Below are 15,622 nucleotides of genomic sequence, written 5' to 3' on the forward strand. Positions count from 1 at the left end.
AACGGGACCAGTATCCATCCCTGCCACGGGCTCAGCCGGGCAGAGCGCCCCGGTGCGCCTTGTGCAGCGCCGTGCTCGCGCGGAAGCGGAGACGGCCGCAGCGGTCCCGTGTCTCCTCGGGCGCGTCCTCGGCGCAGCAGCAGTGCCGGGCGAGCCAGCGAAGGTCCTCCGGGTCGAGCCAGAGCGCGACGCGCCCCTGGGCGGCCTCCGCCCGCGGGTCGGTGGGTTCGGATGCGGTCATGGGGCGAGCGTACGACGGGCCGGTGTCGCCCCCATGGCTATCTGACGGCCCGTCAGCTACTGTCCCCGCACCGACCCCGCCCACCCGGTGAAGGGGGACCCCCATGCCCGTCACGGTCGTACGTTTCAACCTCGTCGAACCCGGCGCCTCCCCCGCCGCTCTCGGCGCCCGCTACCGGGCGGCCCTGGAGATGGCCGCGTACGCCGACGAGCGGGGCGTCACCACCGTGCAGACGGAGGAGCACCACGGGGCCGATAACAACTGGCTGCCGTCGCCGTTCGTCTTCGCGGGCGCGGTGTTCGGGGCGACCCGGCGGATCGCGGTCACGGTGTCGGCGATCATCGGCCCGCTGCACGACCCGCTGCGGCTGGCGGAGGAGATCGCCGTACTGGACCTGCTGAGCGGCGGCCGGCTGGTCACGGTGGCCGGGATCGGGTACCGGCCGGAGGAGTACGCCCTGTTCGACGTGGAGTGGAAGCGGCGCGGCCGGCTCCAGGACGAGCTGCTCGAGACCCTGCTCAGGGCCTGGACCGGCGAGGACTTCGAGTACCGCGGGCGTACCGTACGGGTCACCCCGCGCCCGCTCACCGAACCGCACCCGCTGCTCCTGGTCGGCGGTTCCTCCAAGGCCGCCGCCCGCCGGGCCGCCCGCCTCGGCCTGCCGTTCTTCCCGAGCGCGCACCTGCCCGAGCTGGAGGCGTACTACAAGGAGCGGCTCGTCGAGTACGGCACCGAGGGCTGGACGATGATGCCCGCCGCCGAGACGCCGCTGCTGCACATCTCCGAGGATCCGGACCGCGCCTGGGCCGAGTACGGCGGCCATTTCCTGCACGAGGCGCGCACGTACGCCTCCTGGCAGTCCGGCGGTGTCCGCTCGGCGGTGCGGTCGGCGGCCGCGACGGTGGAGGAGCTGCGGGCGGAGGGGGTGTACCGGATCCTCACGCCTCAGGAGTGCGTGGCGCAGGGGCTGGACAACCTCGTGCTGCACCCGCTGGCGGGCGGGGTGCCGGTGGCGGAGGGCTGGCGGAGCCTACGGCTGTTCGCGGAGCGGGTGATTCCGGCGTTGAGGGGCTGACCTGCGGTGATAACCGGTGGCCCGGCAGGGCTCGCCGGTTATCCACTGGGCCGCATGAGCCTGACAGTGGAAGTGTTCGTCCGCGAGCCGGACGGGACGACGCGGATCCTCGACGTGCCGGACGACATGTACCGGTCCGGCGGCTTCGAGTCCTGGCGCACGACGGTGTGGGGGTCGGAGTTCGTGCGCTCGCTGGGTGCCCGCTTCCTGCCCGTGCTCGCCGACCGGGATCTCCATGTCGAGGCCGGCGACGTGCCGGAGTTCCAGCGTGAGGTCGCGCTGCTGCGCTCCCGTCTCGACGATGTCGCCCACCGCACCGAGCGGCCACGGACGGTCGAGGAGCACCGGCATCAGATCGAGACCCGATTGCGGATCATCGAGGAGAGCATCCGCAAGGCCCTGGAGATCGGCGGTGGCGTTCTCATCTGGTGACCGGGCCCTCCCGAGACCGCCGCCCCCGAACCGGGCAGTGGCCGGTTCGGGGGCGGCGGAAGGTACGAGGAGAGGGGCAGCGGGGACTTGGCCCTTCTCCTCGAGTTCGCGGGGCTGTGACGGGGGTCAGCCCATCTCCTCCAGCGCCTTGCCCTTCGTCTCCTTGACGAACTTCAGGACGAACGGGATGGAGAGCGCGGCGAAGGCCGTGTAGATCACGTAGGTCGCGGAGAGGTTCCAGTCGGCCAGCGACGGGAAGCTCGCGGTGATGGCCCAGTTGGCGATCCACTGCGCGGCGGCGGCCACGCCCAGGGCAGCGGCGCGGATCTTGTTCGGGAACATCTCGCCGAGCATGACCCAGACGACCACACCCCAGGAGAGGGCGAAGAAGAGGACGAACACGTGGGCGGCGATGAGCGCGGTCCAGCCCTGGGCGGCCGGCAGCTTGCCGCCGACGAGGTCGTAGGAGAAGGCCCAGGCCTCCAGGGCGAGGCCGACGGCCATGCCGATCGAGCCGATGAGCGCGAGCGGCTTGCGGCCGACCCGGTCCACGAAGATCATCGCGATCACGGTGCCGAGGATGTTGATGATCGACGTCGTGAAGGAGTAGAAGAACGAGTCCGTCGGGTCGACGCCGACCGACTGCCACAGCGTCGAGGAGTAGTAGAACGCGACGTTGATGCCGACGAACTGCTGGAAGACCGACAGGCCGATGCCGACCCAGACGATCGGCTTGAAGAAGAAGCCGCCGCCGAGCAGGTCGCGGAAGCTCGACTTCTCCTCGCGGTTCATGGCGTGCTCGATCTCGGCGACGCGGGCGTCCAGGTCGATGTGCCGGCCCTCGACCTCGGCGAGGATCTCGCGGGCGCGGTCGTGCTTGCCGACGGAGATCAGGAAGCGCGGGGACTCGGGGATCGCGAAGGAGAGCAGGCCGTACAGGACGGCGGGGATCACCATGACGCCGAGCATGACCTGCCAGGCCTCCAGGCCCATCAGCTTGCCGCGCTGGTCGCCGCCGGCGGCGTTGAGCAGGCCCCAGTTGACCAGCTGGGAGATGGCGATGCCGACGACGATCGCGGCCTGCTGGAAGGAGCCGAGACGGCCGCGGTAGGCGGGCGGGGCGACCTCGGCGATGTAGGCGGGGCCGATGACGGAGGCCATGCCGATGGCGAAGCCGCCGACGATGCGCCAGAAGGCGAGGTCCCACAGCGCGAAGGGCAGGGCGGAGCCGACGGCGCTGATCGTGAACAGGACGGCGGCGATCTGCATGCAGCGGATGCGGCCGATCCGGTCGGCTATGCGGCCGGCGGTCGCGGCGCCGACGGCACAGCCGATCAGGGCGATGGCGATGACCTGGGCCAGGGCGGCGGAGCCGATGTCGTAGCGGCCGCGGATGGCCTCGACGGCGCCGTTGATCACGGAGCTGTCGTAGCCGAAGAGGAAGCCGCCCATCGCGGCCGCCGCCGCGATGAAGATGACGTGCCCGAGGTGATCGGGGTGAGCCGTCCTGGCTCCTGAACTGGGTGCCTGCGCTGTGCTGGTCACGTGTACAACTCCTCGGGCCGCCGGCAACGCTGCCGGCGTGGGGGGCGAGCCCTTCCGGTGAGACCTGAAGGTAAAAGCAACGTTGCAGAGACTATGCCTTCAAGTTTCGAAGTCAATAGGGCGAGTCGTGTGAGCTTCGAGATAGCTGCGAGAGGCGCCAGAGTGGGGATGTGTTCATTTCTTGAAGACCATGTGGGGTGGAGGTGACCGTGGAGGTGACCGCTACCGCAGCCGTTGCGAGATGACCTTCGACACGCCGTCGCCCTGCATGGAGACGCCGTACAACGCGTCGGCGACCTCCATCGTGCGCTTCTGGTGCGTGATCACGATCAGCTGCGAAGCCTCCTGGAGCTCCTGCATGATCCGGATCAGCCGCTGGAGGTTGGTGTCGTCGAGGGCCGCCTCGACCTCGTCCATGACGTAGAACGGGCTCGGCCGCGCCTTGAAGATCGACACGAGGAGCGCGACGGCGGTCAGTGACCGCTCGCCGCCGGACAGCAGCGACAGCCGCTTGACCTTCTTGCCCGGCGGACGCGCCTCGACGTCCACGCCCGTGGTGAGCATGTTGTCGGGGTCGGTCAGGACCAGCCGGCCCTCACCGCCGGGGAACAACCGGCTGAACACGCCCTCGAACTCCCGGGCCGTGTCCCGGTAGGCCTCCGTGAAGACCTGCTCGACGCGCTCGTCGACCTCCTTGACCACCTGGAGCAGGTCGGCGCGGGTCTTCTTCAGGTCCTCCAGCTGCTCGCTGAGGAACTTGTGCCGCTCCTCCAGCGCCGCGAACTCCTCCAGGGCCAGCGGATTGACCTTGCCGAGCTGCTGGTAGGCCCGCTCGGCGGCCTTGAGCCGCTTCTCCTGCTCGGCGCGTACGAACGGCCTCGGCCGGTTGCGCGGGTCCTCCGGATCCTCCGGCAGCTGTTCGCCCTCGGCGGGGGGCGAGGGAGGCACCGGCTGCTGCGGGCCGTACTCGGCCACGAGACCCGCCGGTTCCACACCGAGTTCCTCCAGAGCCTTGGTCTCCAGCTGCTCGATCCGCAGCCGCTTCTCTGCTCCTAGTACCTCGCCTCGGTGAACTGAATCCGTCAACTTGTCAAGCTCGGACTTGAGTTCGCGCCCGGTGTGCCGGGCGGCCGTCAGTTCCCGCTCGCGCAGCGCCTTGGCGGCCTCGGCGGCGGCGCGCTCCTGCTCGGCCCGGCCGAGGGACACCTCGACGTGGGCGAGCAGCTGGCGCGCGCCGGAGGCGACGGCCTCGGCGACGGCGGCCTCGTGCCGCAGCCGGGCCCGCCGCTGCTCGGCACGCGCACGTGCCTCGCGTTCCGCACGGGCGGCCCGGTCGAGCGAGTCGGCCCGCCCCGCCAGGCCCTTGACCCGCTCCTCGTGCGTACGAGCCTGGAGGCGGGCCTCCATCTCGGTCTGCCGGGCGTTGGCGCCGTCGGCGGCGAGACGGTCCCGTACCGATGTGTCCGGCTCCTCCTCGACCGGCATCTCCTCGGCGACGGCGAGCCGCTCGGCGAGCTCCTCCGCCTCCTGGACGGCCTTGTCGAGCGCCTCCTGCGCACGGGCCGCGGCCGCGGTGGACCGCTCGGCCTCCCCGGCGGCGCCGCGCGCCTGGCCGGCGAGGCGGCCGAGCTGCTGGGCGACGGACGACTTCTCCCGGTCGGCCGCCCGGCGCCGCTCCCCCAGTTCCTCCACCAGCGCGACGCACTCCCCGCGCCGCTCGGCCGCCGCCCGCTGCGCCTCGGCCAGCTCCTCGCAGCGCACCGCCAGCTCCTCCAGCTCGGCGGCGGCCTCGTCCACGGATGCCTGCACCTCCAGGAGACTGGGCGCACCGGCGGACCCGCCCTGCGCGAAGTGCGCGCCCAGCAGATCGCCTTCGGCGGTCACGGCGGTGAGGTCCGGGCGGGCGCCGACCAGATCCTCGGCGTCCTCCAGCGTGCCCACGACGACGACCCCGCGCAGCAGCCGGCGCACGGCGGGCATGAGCTCGGCGGGGCCCCGGACGAGGTCGGCGGCGAGCGGCGGTCCGGCGGAATGGCCCGAAGGCTCCGCGAAGGCCTCCGCCACCGCGTCACCGGTACCGGCGTGCTGACCCTCGGCGGCCCCACCGGTCCCTGCCGCCCCGACCGCGTTCGGGGGTGCCGCCAGGAGCAGCGCCGCGCGGCCCGCGTCCTGTTTGCGCAGGAGGCGGATCGCGTCGGCGGCGGCGGACGGGGTGGTCACCGCGAGGGCGTCGGCGGCGGTGCCGAAGGCGGCGGCCAGCGGTACCTCGTAGCCGGGCGTCACCGTCAGCAGTTCGGCGGCCGGCCCCAGCAGGCCGGTGAGCCGGTCCTTGGCCGCGAGCAGCGCGCCGGTGCCGTCCTTGCGGCGCAGGCCGAGGGCCAGCGCCTCGTGGCGGGCCTGGGTCGCGGCGCGCCGGCGTTCCGCCGCGGTGGCCGCCTCGCGGGCGGCGGACAGGGCGGTCTCCGCCTCGGCCAGCTGCTGCTTGGCGGTCTCGTGCCGGTCGGCGAGGTCGACGTCCCCCGCGTCGAGGCCGTCGACCTCGGCCTTGAGGGTCTCGTACTCCTCCTGCGCGCGGACCGCCCGCTCCTGGGCCTCGTCCCGTGCGGCGGCGAGGCGGTCGATCTCGGCCTGGGCGGAGGCGGCGCGTGAACGGGCCGCGTTGACCTGCCCGCTGAGCCGGGCCAGGCCCTCGCGGCGGTCGGCGATGGCACGGGCCAGGTCCTTGAGGCGACGTTCCTCGGCGGCGAGTTCTCGCTCCAGCTCGGCCCGGTGGGCGACGGTGTCGTCGAGGGCGCGCTGGGCCGCTTCCAGGGCGGCCTCCAGTTCGGCCTCCTGCTCCCGGATCCGGGCGGCCTCGCGCTCCATGTCCTCGGGGTCCCGGCCGCGGCGTTCCTCGGGCGGCGCCGAGGTGGCGCTCTTGACCCGGGCGTCGGCCAGCGAGATCGTGCCGCGCACCCGCTCGGCGAGCTGGGAGAGCTCGTACCAGGTCTGCTGGGCGCGCTGGAGGCGCGGCGCCAGCTGCCGTACCTCGTCCTCGAGGAGGGCCTCGCGCTGGAGGGCCTTCTTCAGCTCCTGCTCGGCGGCCTCCTTGCGCTCCTTGAGCGCTGCCTCGTCGGCGATCTCGGCCCGCAGGGCCTCGCGCAGCCGTACGAGGTCGTCGGCCAGGAGGCGCAGGCGCGCGTCCCGCAGGTCCGCCTGGATCACCGCCGCGCGGCGGGCGACCGCGGCCTGGCGGCCCAGTGGCTTGAGCTGGCGGCGCAGTTCGTCCGTCAGGTCCTGCACGCGCGCGAGGTTGGCCTGCATCGCGTCGAGTTTCCGCAGCGCCTTCTCCTTGCGCTTGCGGTGCTTGAGGACGCCGGCCGCCTCCTCGATGAAGGCGCGGCGGCCCATGGGGTCGGCGTGCAGGACGGAGTCGAGCTGGCCCTGGCCGACGATGACGTGCATCTCGCGGCCGATGCCGGAGTCGGAGAGCAGTTCCTGGATGTCCAGCAGGCGGCAGGTGTCGCCGTTGATCTGGTATTCGCTGCCGCCGTTGCGGAACATTATCCGCGTGATGGTGACCTCGGCGTACTCGATGGGCAGCGCCCCGTCGGAGTTGTCGATGGTCAGGGACACCTCGGCGCGGCCGAGCGGCGGACGGCCGGTGGTGCCGGCGAAGATGACGTCCTCCATCTTGCCGCCGCGCAGCGACTTGGCGCCCTGTTCGCCCATGACCCAGCTGAGGGCGTCGACGACGTTGGACTTGCCCGAGCCGTTCGGACCGACGACACATGTGATCCCCGGTTCGAACCGGAGTGTGGTCGCCGAGGCGAACGACTTGAACCCGCGGAGGGTCAGGGCCTTGAGGTGCACGCCGCCGGACTCTACCTTCCGCCGCTATCTCACTCCATGAACACTGGCAACCGCGCGGTTTCGCGCATGAACATGCAGGGCACACCAGACGTTGAAGAGAGTGAAAGGATGCGCGGGGGAAAGAAAGGCGGGGGGCCAAGAAAGAAGGGACGCCGAAGCGTCCCTTGCAACTCTGACAACTCAAGCGGTTGATACGGGCAGCCCAACCACTGCGTGTGCTGTCGTGAAGCGATGCAGCGATCAGGTGAGCGCAGGCTCCGCCTGGTGTGCGTCGATGCTCTCCATGATCCTGTCGTGAGAAGCGGCAGCCGTCAGCGCGTCGTTCTCCGCCTGGATCCGTCCGAGCTCGGATTCCAGGTCCTGTACGCGCTGCTGGAGCCGTCGCATCTCGGCAAGGAGTCGAGGGTCGGAGCCGCCGACGTAACCGAGAAGCGCCTTTGCCATGATGGATGGTCCTCCACACTGAGTGACCGACCGAATCGGTGGTGGGTCGTGAGGGATTCGCACCCGGAGTGCTTGGCACACTCGAGTGTTGCTCTGCTATTGCTACATGCCAAACAGCTAAGGTGCGCGGGGCTTTCAGCGTCTCACCAAAAAGTTTGACGGTCAACACGATCACGCCCCGGATTGGCGGGCAACCCGGCTTCGCGCGGCCGGAAAGCGGCGACGCTGCGACTCCTGCGGGGCCCTCGGGGCGTGGCGATCATCTTTACGTGCGGAGCCTGCCACGGCAAGCGGTTCTTGGCAACTACCAGCCCATTTCTGCTCGGGGCAGGTGCCCGTGGCACATCCCTCCGCTTCGGCCTGCGGCTCTGTACGGAACGGGGTCAGCGGACGGCGAAGCCCTCGTAGCCGCCACGAGGTGTGTCCCAGATCTCGGTGACACCGTCCACGCGTCCGGGCGTGTCGCCGTCTTGCAGCCACTTCAGCAGCCCTTCGCAGGCTTCGCGGGAGCCCTCGGCGACCACCTGGACCCGCCCGTCCGCCAAATTGAGAGCAAAACCACTCAGGCCGCCGATCTCGAGCGCCCTGGCCCGCGTGAACCAGCGGAATCCCACGCCCTGCACGCGTCCACGCACCCAGGCGACCAGCCGTACATCCTCGCTCATGGGTGCAACCTAACCGGCCAATGTCTCTCGGGACACTTCGCCCCCGGGCGCCATGGAGTACCGTCCTCACCCAATGAATCTCATATGAAACTCACTCGATGGAGTGAGTCGGGTTGACCCTCAAGATCGTATGAGCGGGGTTGACCGTGAGGGACGAGGAAGGCCAGGACATGGGACGCCACCGACGCGCCGCCGCCGGCACGGGCGGCCGCGAACCGCAGGACTCGTACGCCGGTGACCGCGCCACCATGGGCATCGCGCCCTACCTGAACCCGGAGGCGTACGCCGACTCCCACCGGAAGTCCGAGGACTACCTGTACGCCACGGACGACGACTACGCGCGCAGCACCGGCACGGTCGTCTTCCCGGAGGGCGGGTACACCCCGTCGGGCGGGCCGTCGCGGGGCCGCCGGAGGAAGAAGCGGGCGGCGACGCCGGTGCGTACGGGTCTGCTGGGCGTGTCCGCCGCGGTCGCCCTCGGCACGGTGGCGGTGGCCACCGGCGCGGTACCCGGTCTCGACAACTACCGGCTCGGCGGCGGCACCAGCGCCGGCGGCGACAAGGTGCAGGCCGCGGGCTCCCCCAGCAACACGGCGAGCGAGCAGGGCGGCACCTCCGCGACCGCCACCGACGGCCGGACCGGCGGGTCCGCCACCAGCCGTGACAGCGACCGCTCGACCTCGCCGTCGAGCCCGTCCGCCTCGCACTCCCCGTCGGCCTCGGCCTCCGAGTCCGCCTCCGCGCCGGCGTCCCCGACGCCGACGCCGACGAAGGCGCCCGCGAAGAAGCCGCAGACCAAGATCCCCTCCCAGTCCAGGGCCACCCCGAGCCGTCCGGCCGGCAAGGCCCCGGCGAAGACCTCCGCGCCGGTGACGGTGTCGGCGGAGGCCGCCGCCGAGGCGGAGGTGCTGAAGCTGGTCAACGAGGAGCGGGCCAAGGTCGGCTGCAGCGCCCTGTCGGCGAACAGCTCGCTGTCCGAGCTGGCCGAGTCCTTCAGCTCGGACATGGCCGCACGGGGCTTCTTCGACCACACCGACCCCGACGGCGCCACCCCGTGGGACCGCGCCGCCAAGGCCGGCATAACGGGCCTCGGCGGCGAGAACATAGCGCGGGGCCAGGCGGACGCGGCCGCGGTGATGGAGGCCTGGATGAACAGCCCGGGCCACCGGGCCAACATCCTGAACTGCGACTTCAAGACCCTGGGGGTCGGTGTCCACTACGGGTCCGGCGGGCCCTGGTGGACGCAGGACTTCGGCTACTAGGAGCCGGCTGCCCGGCCGCCGTCACGCGGCGGCGCGCCCCGACGTGAACGCCCGTGCCGTCTCGGTCACCCGGCGCCCCAGGTGCTCCGCCGTCGCGATGTCGGCCTTGTGCACGGCGTCCGGACCCTCGTCGGCGTTGGTCTGGGCGGCCGCGCCCAGGAAGAAACCGAGGCGGTTGAGGTCGTTCTCGGAGGCGGTGGAGCTGTTCCAGCCGGGCAGCAGGCCGAGGCCGACCCAGTGCATGCCGAGCTGCGCGGCGAGGATCTGGAAGAACTGGAGCGTGTGCAGCTTGTCACCGCTCTTGGAGGCGGAGTTGGTGAAGCCGGCCGCCAGCTTGTCCTGCCACGCCTGGGTGGCCCAGCGCCCCGAGGTCGCCTCGGCGAAGACGTGGAAGGCGCCGCTCGCCGTGCCCATGTAGGTGGGCGAGCCGAAGACGATCGCGTCCGAGGCGTCGAGCAGCGCCCACTGCTCCTCGGTGATCCCTTCGACGTCGATCAGGTGCACCTCGGCGCCGGCCTCGGCGGCACCGGCGCGGACCGCCTCGGCGAGGACGGCGGTGTGGCCGTAACCGGAGTGGTAAGCGATGGAGACAACAGGGGTGGTCACTGGGGTCACTCCTCGAATAGGCAGCTCAACTGCAGTAACGAAAGGAAAGCACTAACTTTTGGATAGTGCAACCTGTCGGTTAGCGCTGCCTTCGAGTACGCTTGAACACATGACCGTCACGCAGGAGAGCGCGGAGGAGCAGAACCTCCCCTACAACGTGTTCGCGAAGGCGTGCCCCTCGCGCGGCACCCTGGAGCACGTCACCGGCCGCTGGGGTTCACTCACCCTCGGCGCGCTGCACGAGGGCTCGCTGCGCTTCAACGAACTGCGCCGCCGTGTCGACGGCGTGAGCGAGAAGATGCTGTCCCAGACGCTTCAGGCGCTGGAGCGCGACGGCCTGGTGCACCGCGAGGCCCAGCCGACGAACCCGCCCCGCGTGGACTACGAACTGACGCCGCTGGGCCGCGAGGTGGCGACCCGGCTGCTGGACCTCATCCACTGTGTGGAGGGCCGGATGGACGACGTACTCCAGGCCCGCGAGCGCTACGACGACACGCGCGGCGCCCGCTGACACTTCGGGCAGAAGTAGCTGGAGCGGTTCATCCACGGCCGGCGGCGCATGGGGGTCGCGCACCGTCCGCAGGGCAGGCCCTCCCGGCCGTACGCGTCCAGGGAGCGGTCGAAGTAGCCCGACTCGCCGTTCACATTGACGTAGAGGCTGTCGAAGCTGGTGCCGCCCACGGCGAGGGCCGCGTTCATCACGTCACGGACGTGGCCGAGGAGTTCCGCGGTGCGGGGGCGGGTGAAGGTGCCGGTGGGGCGCTCGTAGTGCAGACGGGCGCGCCACAGCGCCTCGTCCGCGTAGATGTTGCCGACACCGCTGATCAGCGACTGGTCCAGCAGGGCCCGCTTGATGGTGGTCCGCTTCCGGCGCAGCGCCTGGTGGAAGGCCTCGTCGTCGAACAGCGGGTCGAGGGGGTCACGGGCGATGTGCGCGATGACGTCCGGCAGGCCGTCGGGGGTGGTGTCGTGCAGCGAGAGGCCACCGAAGGTGCGCTGGTCGACGAAGCGGAGTTCGGTGCCGAGCGCGTCGGCGAAGCGGACGCGGATCCTGAGGTGCTTCTCGTCCTCGGCGGTGTCCGGCTGCACCAGCAGCTGCCCGCTCATACCGAGGTGCGCCAGCACCGCCTGCCGGGTGTCCTCCAGCGGCAGCCACAGATACTTCCCGCGGCGGCTGGGCGTGCCCACGCGGTGTCCCTTGAGCCGGTGCGCGAAGTCGTCGGCACCGGCCAGGTGGCGGCGTACGGCACGCGGGTGCAGCACCTCGGCGTCGGCGACGGCACGGTGGGCGACCCACCGCTCCAGGCCACGCCGTACGACCTCTACCTCGGGCAACTCGGGCATCGGGACCTCTGTGGAAAACCGGTGATGAGCGAAGCGCCCGCCCCTGGGCGGGGCGGGCGCTCTGCTGTTTCTGCCTGTCAGGCGGAAGCGGATGCCTCGTCGTCGGCGCCCGCGTCGATGGCGACGGCGTCGGCCGTCGCCTTGGCGCGCTCGTCCGCCGCGGCCCGGATGGACCGCCACGCGGACTCGGCGGCCTGCTGCTCCGCTTCCTTCTTGCTGCGGCCGGTGCCGGTGCCGTACGAGACGCCTCCGACGCGGGCGGCAGCAGTGAAGGTCTTCTCGTGGTCAGGGCCGGTCTCCGTGACCAGGTACTCGGGCACGCCGAGTCCCTCCGTCGCGGTGAGCTCCTGGAGGCTGGTCTTCCAGTCCAGGCCGGCTCCGAGGTTGGAGGACTTCTCGATCAGCGGGTCGAAGAGCCGGTGCACCAGCTCGGACGCCGAATCGAGGCCCTGGTCGAGATAGACCGCGCCGATCACCGCTTCCAGGGTGTCGGCAAGGATGGACGCCTTGTCCCGGCCGCCCGTGCCCTCTTCACCGCGGCCGAGCCGGATGAAGGAACCCAGGTCGAGACCGCGGCCCACCTCCGCGAGCGCACGCGAGTTCACCACCGCGGCCCGCAGCTTGGCCAGCTGGCCCTCGGGCAGGTCGGGGTGGGTGCGGTACAGCGTGTCCGTGACGACGAGGCCGAGGACGGAGTCACCGAGGAACTCCAGCCGCTCGTTCGTCGGCAGACCGCCGTTCTCGTACGCGTAGGACCGGTGGGTCAGAGCACGCACCAGAAGGGCGGACTCGAGCTGGTAGCCGAGCCGCCCTTCCAGAAGCGTGTGGGACGAGGCCGTGTTGTCCGCCGGACGACCCGCGCGTGGACGGGAAGTGTTTTCCTTCGGATCAGACATCACACCTCTCACCAGCCGCTCAGACCTCGAGGACCTGGCGCTTGTTGTAGGTGCCGCAAGACGGGCACGCGATGTGCTGCTGCTTGGGCTCGTGGCAGCGCTCGCACGCAACCAGGGTGGGGACCGCAGCCTTCCACTGCGACCGGCGGTGGCGCGTGTTGCTGCGCGACATCTTCCGCTTCGGAACAGCCACGGCTACTTCTCCTGCTTCTCGTCGACGCCCGCTTCCGCGTCAGCGCCGCTCATCTCGTCCTTCTCGCCGTCCTTCATGGTGCCGGCGAGTCCCTGCAAAGCCGCCCAACGGATGTCGACGGCGTCATGATGGTGGTCCGGGTCGTCCGCGAGCCGTGTTCCGCACTCGGAGCACAGGCCCGGGCAGTCTTCCTGGCACACCGGCTGCATCGGCAGTGCGAGCACCACCGCATCGCGCAGCAGAGGTTCGAGGTCGAAAAGTCCGTCCTCGAGGAAGAACCTGTCCTCGTCGTCCTCGGCGTCGTCGCCCGGTTCCGCGATCACACGGCCCCGGTCGTCGGCGTCAGGGTACGTGAACAGTTCCTGGAAGGCCGCTTCGAGCTCCAGCCCGACCGGCTCCAGACACCTTACGCACTCCCCCTCGGCCGTGGCACGGGCGGTGCCCGTGACGAGCACCCCTTCCATGACCGACTCGAGCCGGAGTTCGAGCTCCACCGGGGCGCCTTCCGGCACTCCGATGACTCCCTGGACACCGAAGTCCCTGGGGGCGTCGATCGTGCGGGTCAGGCGCTGCATGGCACCAGGACGCCGTCCCAGCTCGTGCGTGTCGAACACGAGGGGGTTGCGGTGGTCTAGGCGCGCGTTGGAGGCCATTCCTGCTTTCGATCTTCGAGCTCAGAGGGACGCCGCCCGGACGGTGTCGCCGGGGCAGCGCTGATCGCGGACGTGCACGCGACCGAAGAGCCAGGATACTGGACCTTTCGCTGACAGCCCAATCGGGGCCGTCGCTACAGGCCGCGCTCCTGCTCGTACGCCCGCAGCTGCTCGGCGCTGATCATGCTGGTGTCGAAGAGGCTGGTCTCGTCGAGGGCGTAGCCCTGCTGGGGCTCGTGGGTCTGGTGGGGCTCGTGGGTCTGGTGGGGCTGCTGGACCTGGTGCGGGTCGTAGGCGCCCTGCTGGTCGTAGCCCTGGTAGGCGGCGTACGGGTCGGCCTGCTGGTAGCCGTACGGGTCCTGCTGGCCGTAGCCGTGCTGCTGCGGGAAGCCGCCGTACGGGTCGGGCTGTTGCTGGTATCCGTAGGCCGGCTGCTGCTCGTAGGGCGACTGGGGCTGCTGCGGCTGCTGCTGCGCCGGCTGTTCGGCCTGGGCGTCCTGCTCGGCGAGGGCCGCGAGGTCGGCGAGGTAGTCGGCGTCGCTGGAGTGCTGCCGGGTGGTGGGGTCCTCGGCGAGGGCGCCGAGGTCGTCCGTGGCGATGCGGCCGTGCAGCTTCTGGCGGCCGCGGCCGACGGCCTCCAGGGTCTTGGCGAGGACCGCCTCGAAGGCGCCGAGCTTGGCGTCCACGTAGGCGTCGGCGTCGCGGCGCAGGGTCTCCGGGTCGTGGCTGCGCTCGGGGGCGTCCTCGTCCTCGTAGCCGTCCTCGTCGAGGCCGGGGCCGGTGCCGAGCAGCTTCTCGCGGCCGCGGCCGACCGAGCCGAGGGTCTTGGTGAGGACGACCTCGAAGTTGGCGAGCTTGGAGTCGACGTAGTCGTCGGCTTCGGCGCGGACCTCCTCGGCCTCCTTGCGGGCCTCGGCCAGGATCCGGTCCGCCTCGGCCTGGGAGCGGCGGGCGACCTCGGTGTCGGAGATCAGGGAGCCGCGCTCGGCGTGCGCGCTCTCGATGATCCGCTCGGCCTCCTGGTGGGCCTGCTGGACCATCTGCTCGCGGTCGCCGATCAGCTCCTGGGCCTGGGCGAGGGAACCGGGCAGGGCCTGGCGCACCTCTTCGAGCAGCGCGAGCAGCTCGGCGCGGTTGACCACGCAGGAGGCCGACATGGGCATGGACCGGGCGCCGGAGACCGCGGTGACGATCTCGTCGAGCTTCTTCTGGACGTCCACCTTTGCTCGCCACTCTCTACAGCTGTGTTGGAGACGGACGGGACGACTGTACGGCCCCTGGGTGGCGGTCCGACACCGGGTGACGGGTTGTCAGCCCGTCAGTCCCTGCCGAGGCGCTCGCGGAGGGCTTCCAGGACCTCCGGCGGCACCAGGTGGGAGACGTCCCCGCCCCAGGTCGCGACCTCCTTGACGAGGGAGGAGGACAGGAAGCTGTAGGTGGGGTTGGTCGGCACGAAGAGCGTCTCGACGCCCGACAGTCCGTTGTTCATCTGGGCCATCTGGAGCTCGTAGTCGAAGTCGCTGACGGCGCGCAGGCCCTTGACGATGGCGGGGATGTCGCGCTGCTTGCAGTAGTCGACGAGGAGGCCGTGGAAGGCCTCGACGACCACGTTGCCGTACTCGGCGGTGACCTGGCGGATCAGGTCGATCCGCTGGTCGATCTCGAACAGGCCCTTCTTGGCCTTGTTGATCATCACCGCGACGTAGACCTCGTCGTAGAGACGGGAGGCGCGGGAGATGATGTCGAGGTGTCCGTTGGTGATCGGGTCGAACGACCCGGGACAGACGGCGCGGCGCACTAGTGATCCCTCGCTCTCCGGTCCGGTCATCGTGCGTCTTCGCACGTAGAGGCGGCGCGACCGTACCAAAACGTTCCCTCGCCGTAGCGACGGGCCCGGATCGCCTCGAAGCCGTCCGGCCAGTGGAATTCACCGCCTCTGGTGCTGCGCTCCACGGTGACGAGGGCTTGCGCCGCGAGCCACCCCTGCGTGCGGAGTGTGAGCAGGATCTCGCGAAGATCGTCGTCGGTGACGGCGTACGGCGGGTCGAGGAAGACCAGGTCGTACGGCTCCGCGGGTGCCGCGGACCGGATGATCTGTTCGGCTTTGCCCGCCCGGACCTCGGCGCCGGGCAGGCCGAGGTTCTTCACGTTCTCCCGGACCGTGCGGGCCGCCCGCGCGTCGGACTCGACGAGGAGGGTGTGGCCCGCGCCGCGGGAGAGGGCCTCCAGGCCGACGGCACCGGAACCGGCGTACAGGTCCAGGACGCGTTCGCCGTCCAGGGGGCCGCCGAGCAGGGACTGCCAGGTGGAGAAGAGGCCCTCGCGTGCGCGGTCCGATGTGGGGCGGGTGCCGTTCCCTGGCGGGACGGCCAGGCGGCGTCCGCCGGCTGCGCCGGCGATCACGCGGGTCATCT

At 70.9% G+C, this 15,622-nt stretch carries 17 protein-coding genes; 4 read left to right on the forward strand and 13 right to left on the reverse strand.

The annotated features are described in order from the left end of the window. Positions 1-31: 31 nt before the first annotated feature. Complete coding sequence (locus ACFY01_RS34555) at positions 32-241, reverse strand: hypothetical protein (RefSeq protein ID WP_390739709.1); 210 nt, start codon at positions 239-241, stop codon at positions 32-34. 103 nt (positions 242-344) lie between these two features. Between ACFY01_RS34555 and ACFY01_RS34560 the strand changes: the two genes are divergently transcribed. Next, the gene (locus ACFY01_RS34560; RefSeq protein WP_390739710.1) at positions 345-1,316 is read left to right on the forward strand and encodes an LLM class flavin-dependent oxidoreductase; all 972 of its coding nucleotides are present in this window, start codon (positions 345-347) and stop codon (positions 1,314-1,316) included. Between the two features lie 54 nt (positions 1,317-1,370). Further along, positions 1,371-1,748: a hypothetical protein gene (locus ACFY01_RS34565; RefSeq protein ID WP_390739711.1), complete on the forward strand. Its 378-nt coding sequence runs from the start codon at positions 1,371-1,373 to the stop codon at positions 1,746-1,748. 126 nt (positions 1,749-1,874) lie between these two features. Here the strand turns inward: ACFY01_RS34565 and ACFY01_RS34570 are convergent, their stop codons facing one another. The 4 genes from ACFY01_RS34570 to ACFY01_RS34585 form a co-directional block, all read right to left on the reverse strand. Continuing rightward, positions 1,875-3,293, reverse strand: a complete 1,419-nt coding sequence (locus tag ACFY01_RS34570) for a sugar porter family MFS transporter (protein WP_390739712.1) — start codon at positions 3,291-3,293, stop codon at positions 1,875-1,877. A gap of 222 nt (positions 3,294-3,515) precedes the next feature. After that, positions 3,516-7,145 (reverse strand): chromosome segregation protein SMC, encoded by a 3,630-nt coding sequence (smc, locus tag ACFY01_RS34575; RefSeq protein ID WP_390739713.1) that lies wholly within the window; start codon positions 7,143-7,145, stop codon positions 3,516-3,518. 240 nt (positions 7,146-7,385) lie between these two features. After that, positions 7,386-7,589: a hypothetical protein gene (locus tag ACFY01_RS34580; RefSeq protein ID WP_030048901.1), complete on the reverse strand. Its 204-nt coding sequence runs from the start codon at positions 7,587-7,589 to the stop codon at positions 7,386-7,388. A gap of 383 nt (positions 7,590-7,972) precedes the next feature. Beyond that, the gene (locus ACFY01_RS34585) at positions 7,973-8,254 is read right to left on the reverse strand and encodes an acylphosphatase (RefSeq protein WP_390739714.1); all 282 of its coding nucleotides are present in this window, start codon (positions 8,252-8,254) and stop codon (positions 7,973-7,975) included. 170 nt (positions 8,255-8,424) lie between these two features. Here ACFY01_RS34585 and ACFY01_RS34590 point away from each other — a divergent pair, with 170 nt between their 5' ends. Continuing rightward, the gene (locus tag ACFY01_RS34590) at positions 8,425-9,516 is read left to right on the forward strand and encodes a CAP domain-containing protein (RefSeq protein ID WP_390739715.1); all 1,092 of its coding nucleotides are present in this window, start codon (positions 8,425-8,427) and stop codon (positions 9,514-9,516) included. Positions 9,517-9,537: 21 nt separating this feature from the next. Here ACFY01_RS34590 and ACFY01_RS34595 read toward each other — a convergent pair whose 3' ends face one another. Continuing rightward, complete coding sequence (locus ACFY01_RS34595; RefSeq protein ID WP_390739716.1) at positions 9,538-10,122, reverse strand: flavodoxin family protein; 585 nt, start codon at positions 10,120-10,122, stop codon at positions 9,538-9,540. 109 nt (positions 10,123-10,231) lie between these two features. On the opposite strand from ACFY01_RS34595, the gene ACFY01_RS34600 reads away from it, so the two are divergent. Then, positions 10,232-10,633 (forward strand): helix-turn-helix domain-containing protein, encoded by a 402-nt coding sequence (locus ACFY01_RS34600; RefSeq protein ID WP_361811680.1) that lies wholly within the window; start codon positions 10,232-10,234, stop codon positions 10,631-10,633. Here ACFY01_RS34600 and mutM read toward each other — a convergent pair. The 7 genes from mutM to rsmD all read right to left on the reverse strand — a co-directional run bounded on the left by mutM (position 10,606) and on the right by rsmD (position 15,620). Then, positions 10,606-11,466: a bifunctional DNA-formamidopyrimidine glycosylase/DNA-(apurinic or apyrimidinic site) lyase gene (gene mutM, locus ACFY01_RS34605; RefSeq protein ID WP_390739717.1), complete on the reverse strand. Its 861-nt coding sequence runs from the start codon at positions 11,464-11,466 to the stop codon at positions 10,606-10,608. The genes ACFY01_RS34600 and mutM overlap by 28 nt on opposite strands. A 77-nt stretch (positions 11,467-11,543) precedes the next feature. Further along, positions 11,544-12,374, reverse strand: coding sequence for a ribonuclease III (rnc, locus tag ACFY01_RS34610; protein WP_390739718.1), 831 nt, complete (start codon positions 12,372-12,374; stop codon positions 11,544-11,546). Positions 12,375-12,381: 7 nt separating this feature from the next. Beyond that, positions 12,382-12,555: a 50S ribosomal protein L32 gene (gene rpmF, locus ACFY01_RS34615; RefSeq protein ID WP_003951102.1), complete on the reverse strand. Its 174-nt coding sequence runs from the start codon at positions 12,553-12,555 to the stop codon at positions 12,382-12,384. A gap of 2 nt (positions 12,556-12,557) precedes the next feature. Next, positions 12,558-13,208, reverse strand: coding sequence for a YceD family protein (locus ACFY01_RS34620; protein WP_390739719.1), 651 nt, complete (start codon positions 13,206-13,208; stop codon positions 12,558-12,560). A gap of 134 nt (positions 13,209-13,342) precedes the next feature. Continuing rightward, positions 13,343-14,428, reverse strand: a complete 1,086-nt coding sequence (locus ACFY01_RS34625) for an ATP synthase F0 subunit B (RefSeq protein WP_390739720.1) — start codon at positions 14,426-14,428, stop codon at positions 13,343-13,345. A gap of 98 nt (positions 14,429-14,526) precedes the next feature. Then, positions 14,527-15,006, reverse strand: coding sequence for a pantetheine-phosphate adenylyltransferase (gene coaD, locus ACFY01_RS34630; protein WP_390739752.1), 480 nt, complete (start codon positions 15,004-15,006; stop codon positions 14,527-14,529). A gap of 26 nt (positions 15,007-15,032) precedes the next feature. Beyond that, a complete protein-coding gene (gene rsmD / locus ACFY01_RS34635) occupies positions 15,033-15,620 on the reverse strand; it encodes a 16S rRNA (guanine(966)-N(2))-methyltransferase RsmD (protein ID WP_390739721.1) in 588 nt (195 codons plus the stop codon). Positions 15,621-15,622 lie beyond the last annotated feature (2 nt).

Origin of the sequence: Streptomyces sp. NPDC001480 (assembly GCF_042894725.1) — a bacterium.
Classification (GTDB): domain Bacteria; phylum Actinomycetota; class Actinomycetes; order Streptomycetales; family Streptomycetaceae; genus Streptomyces.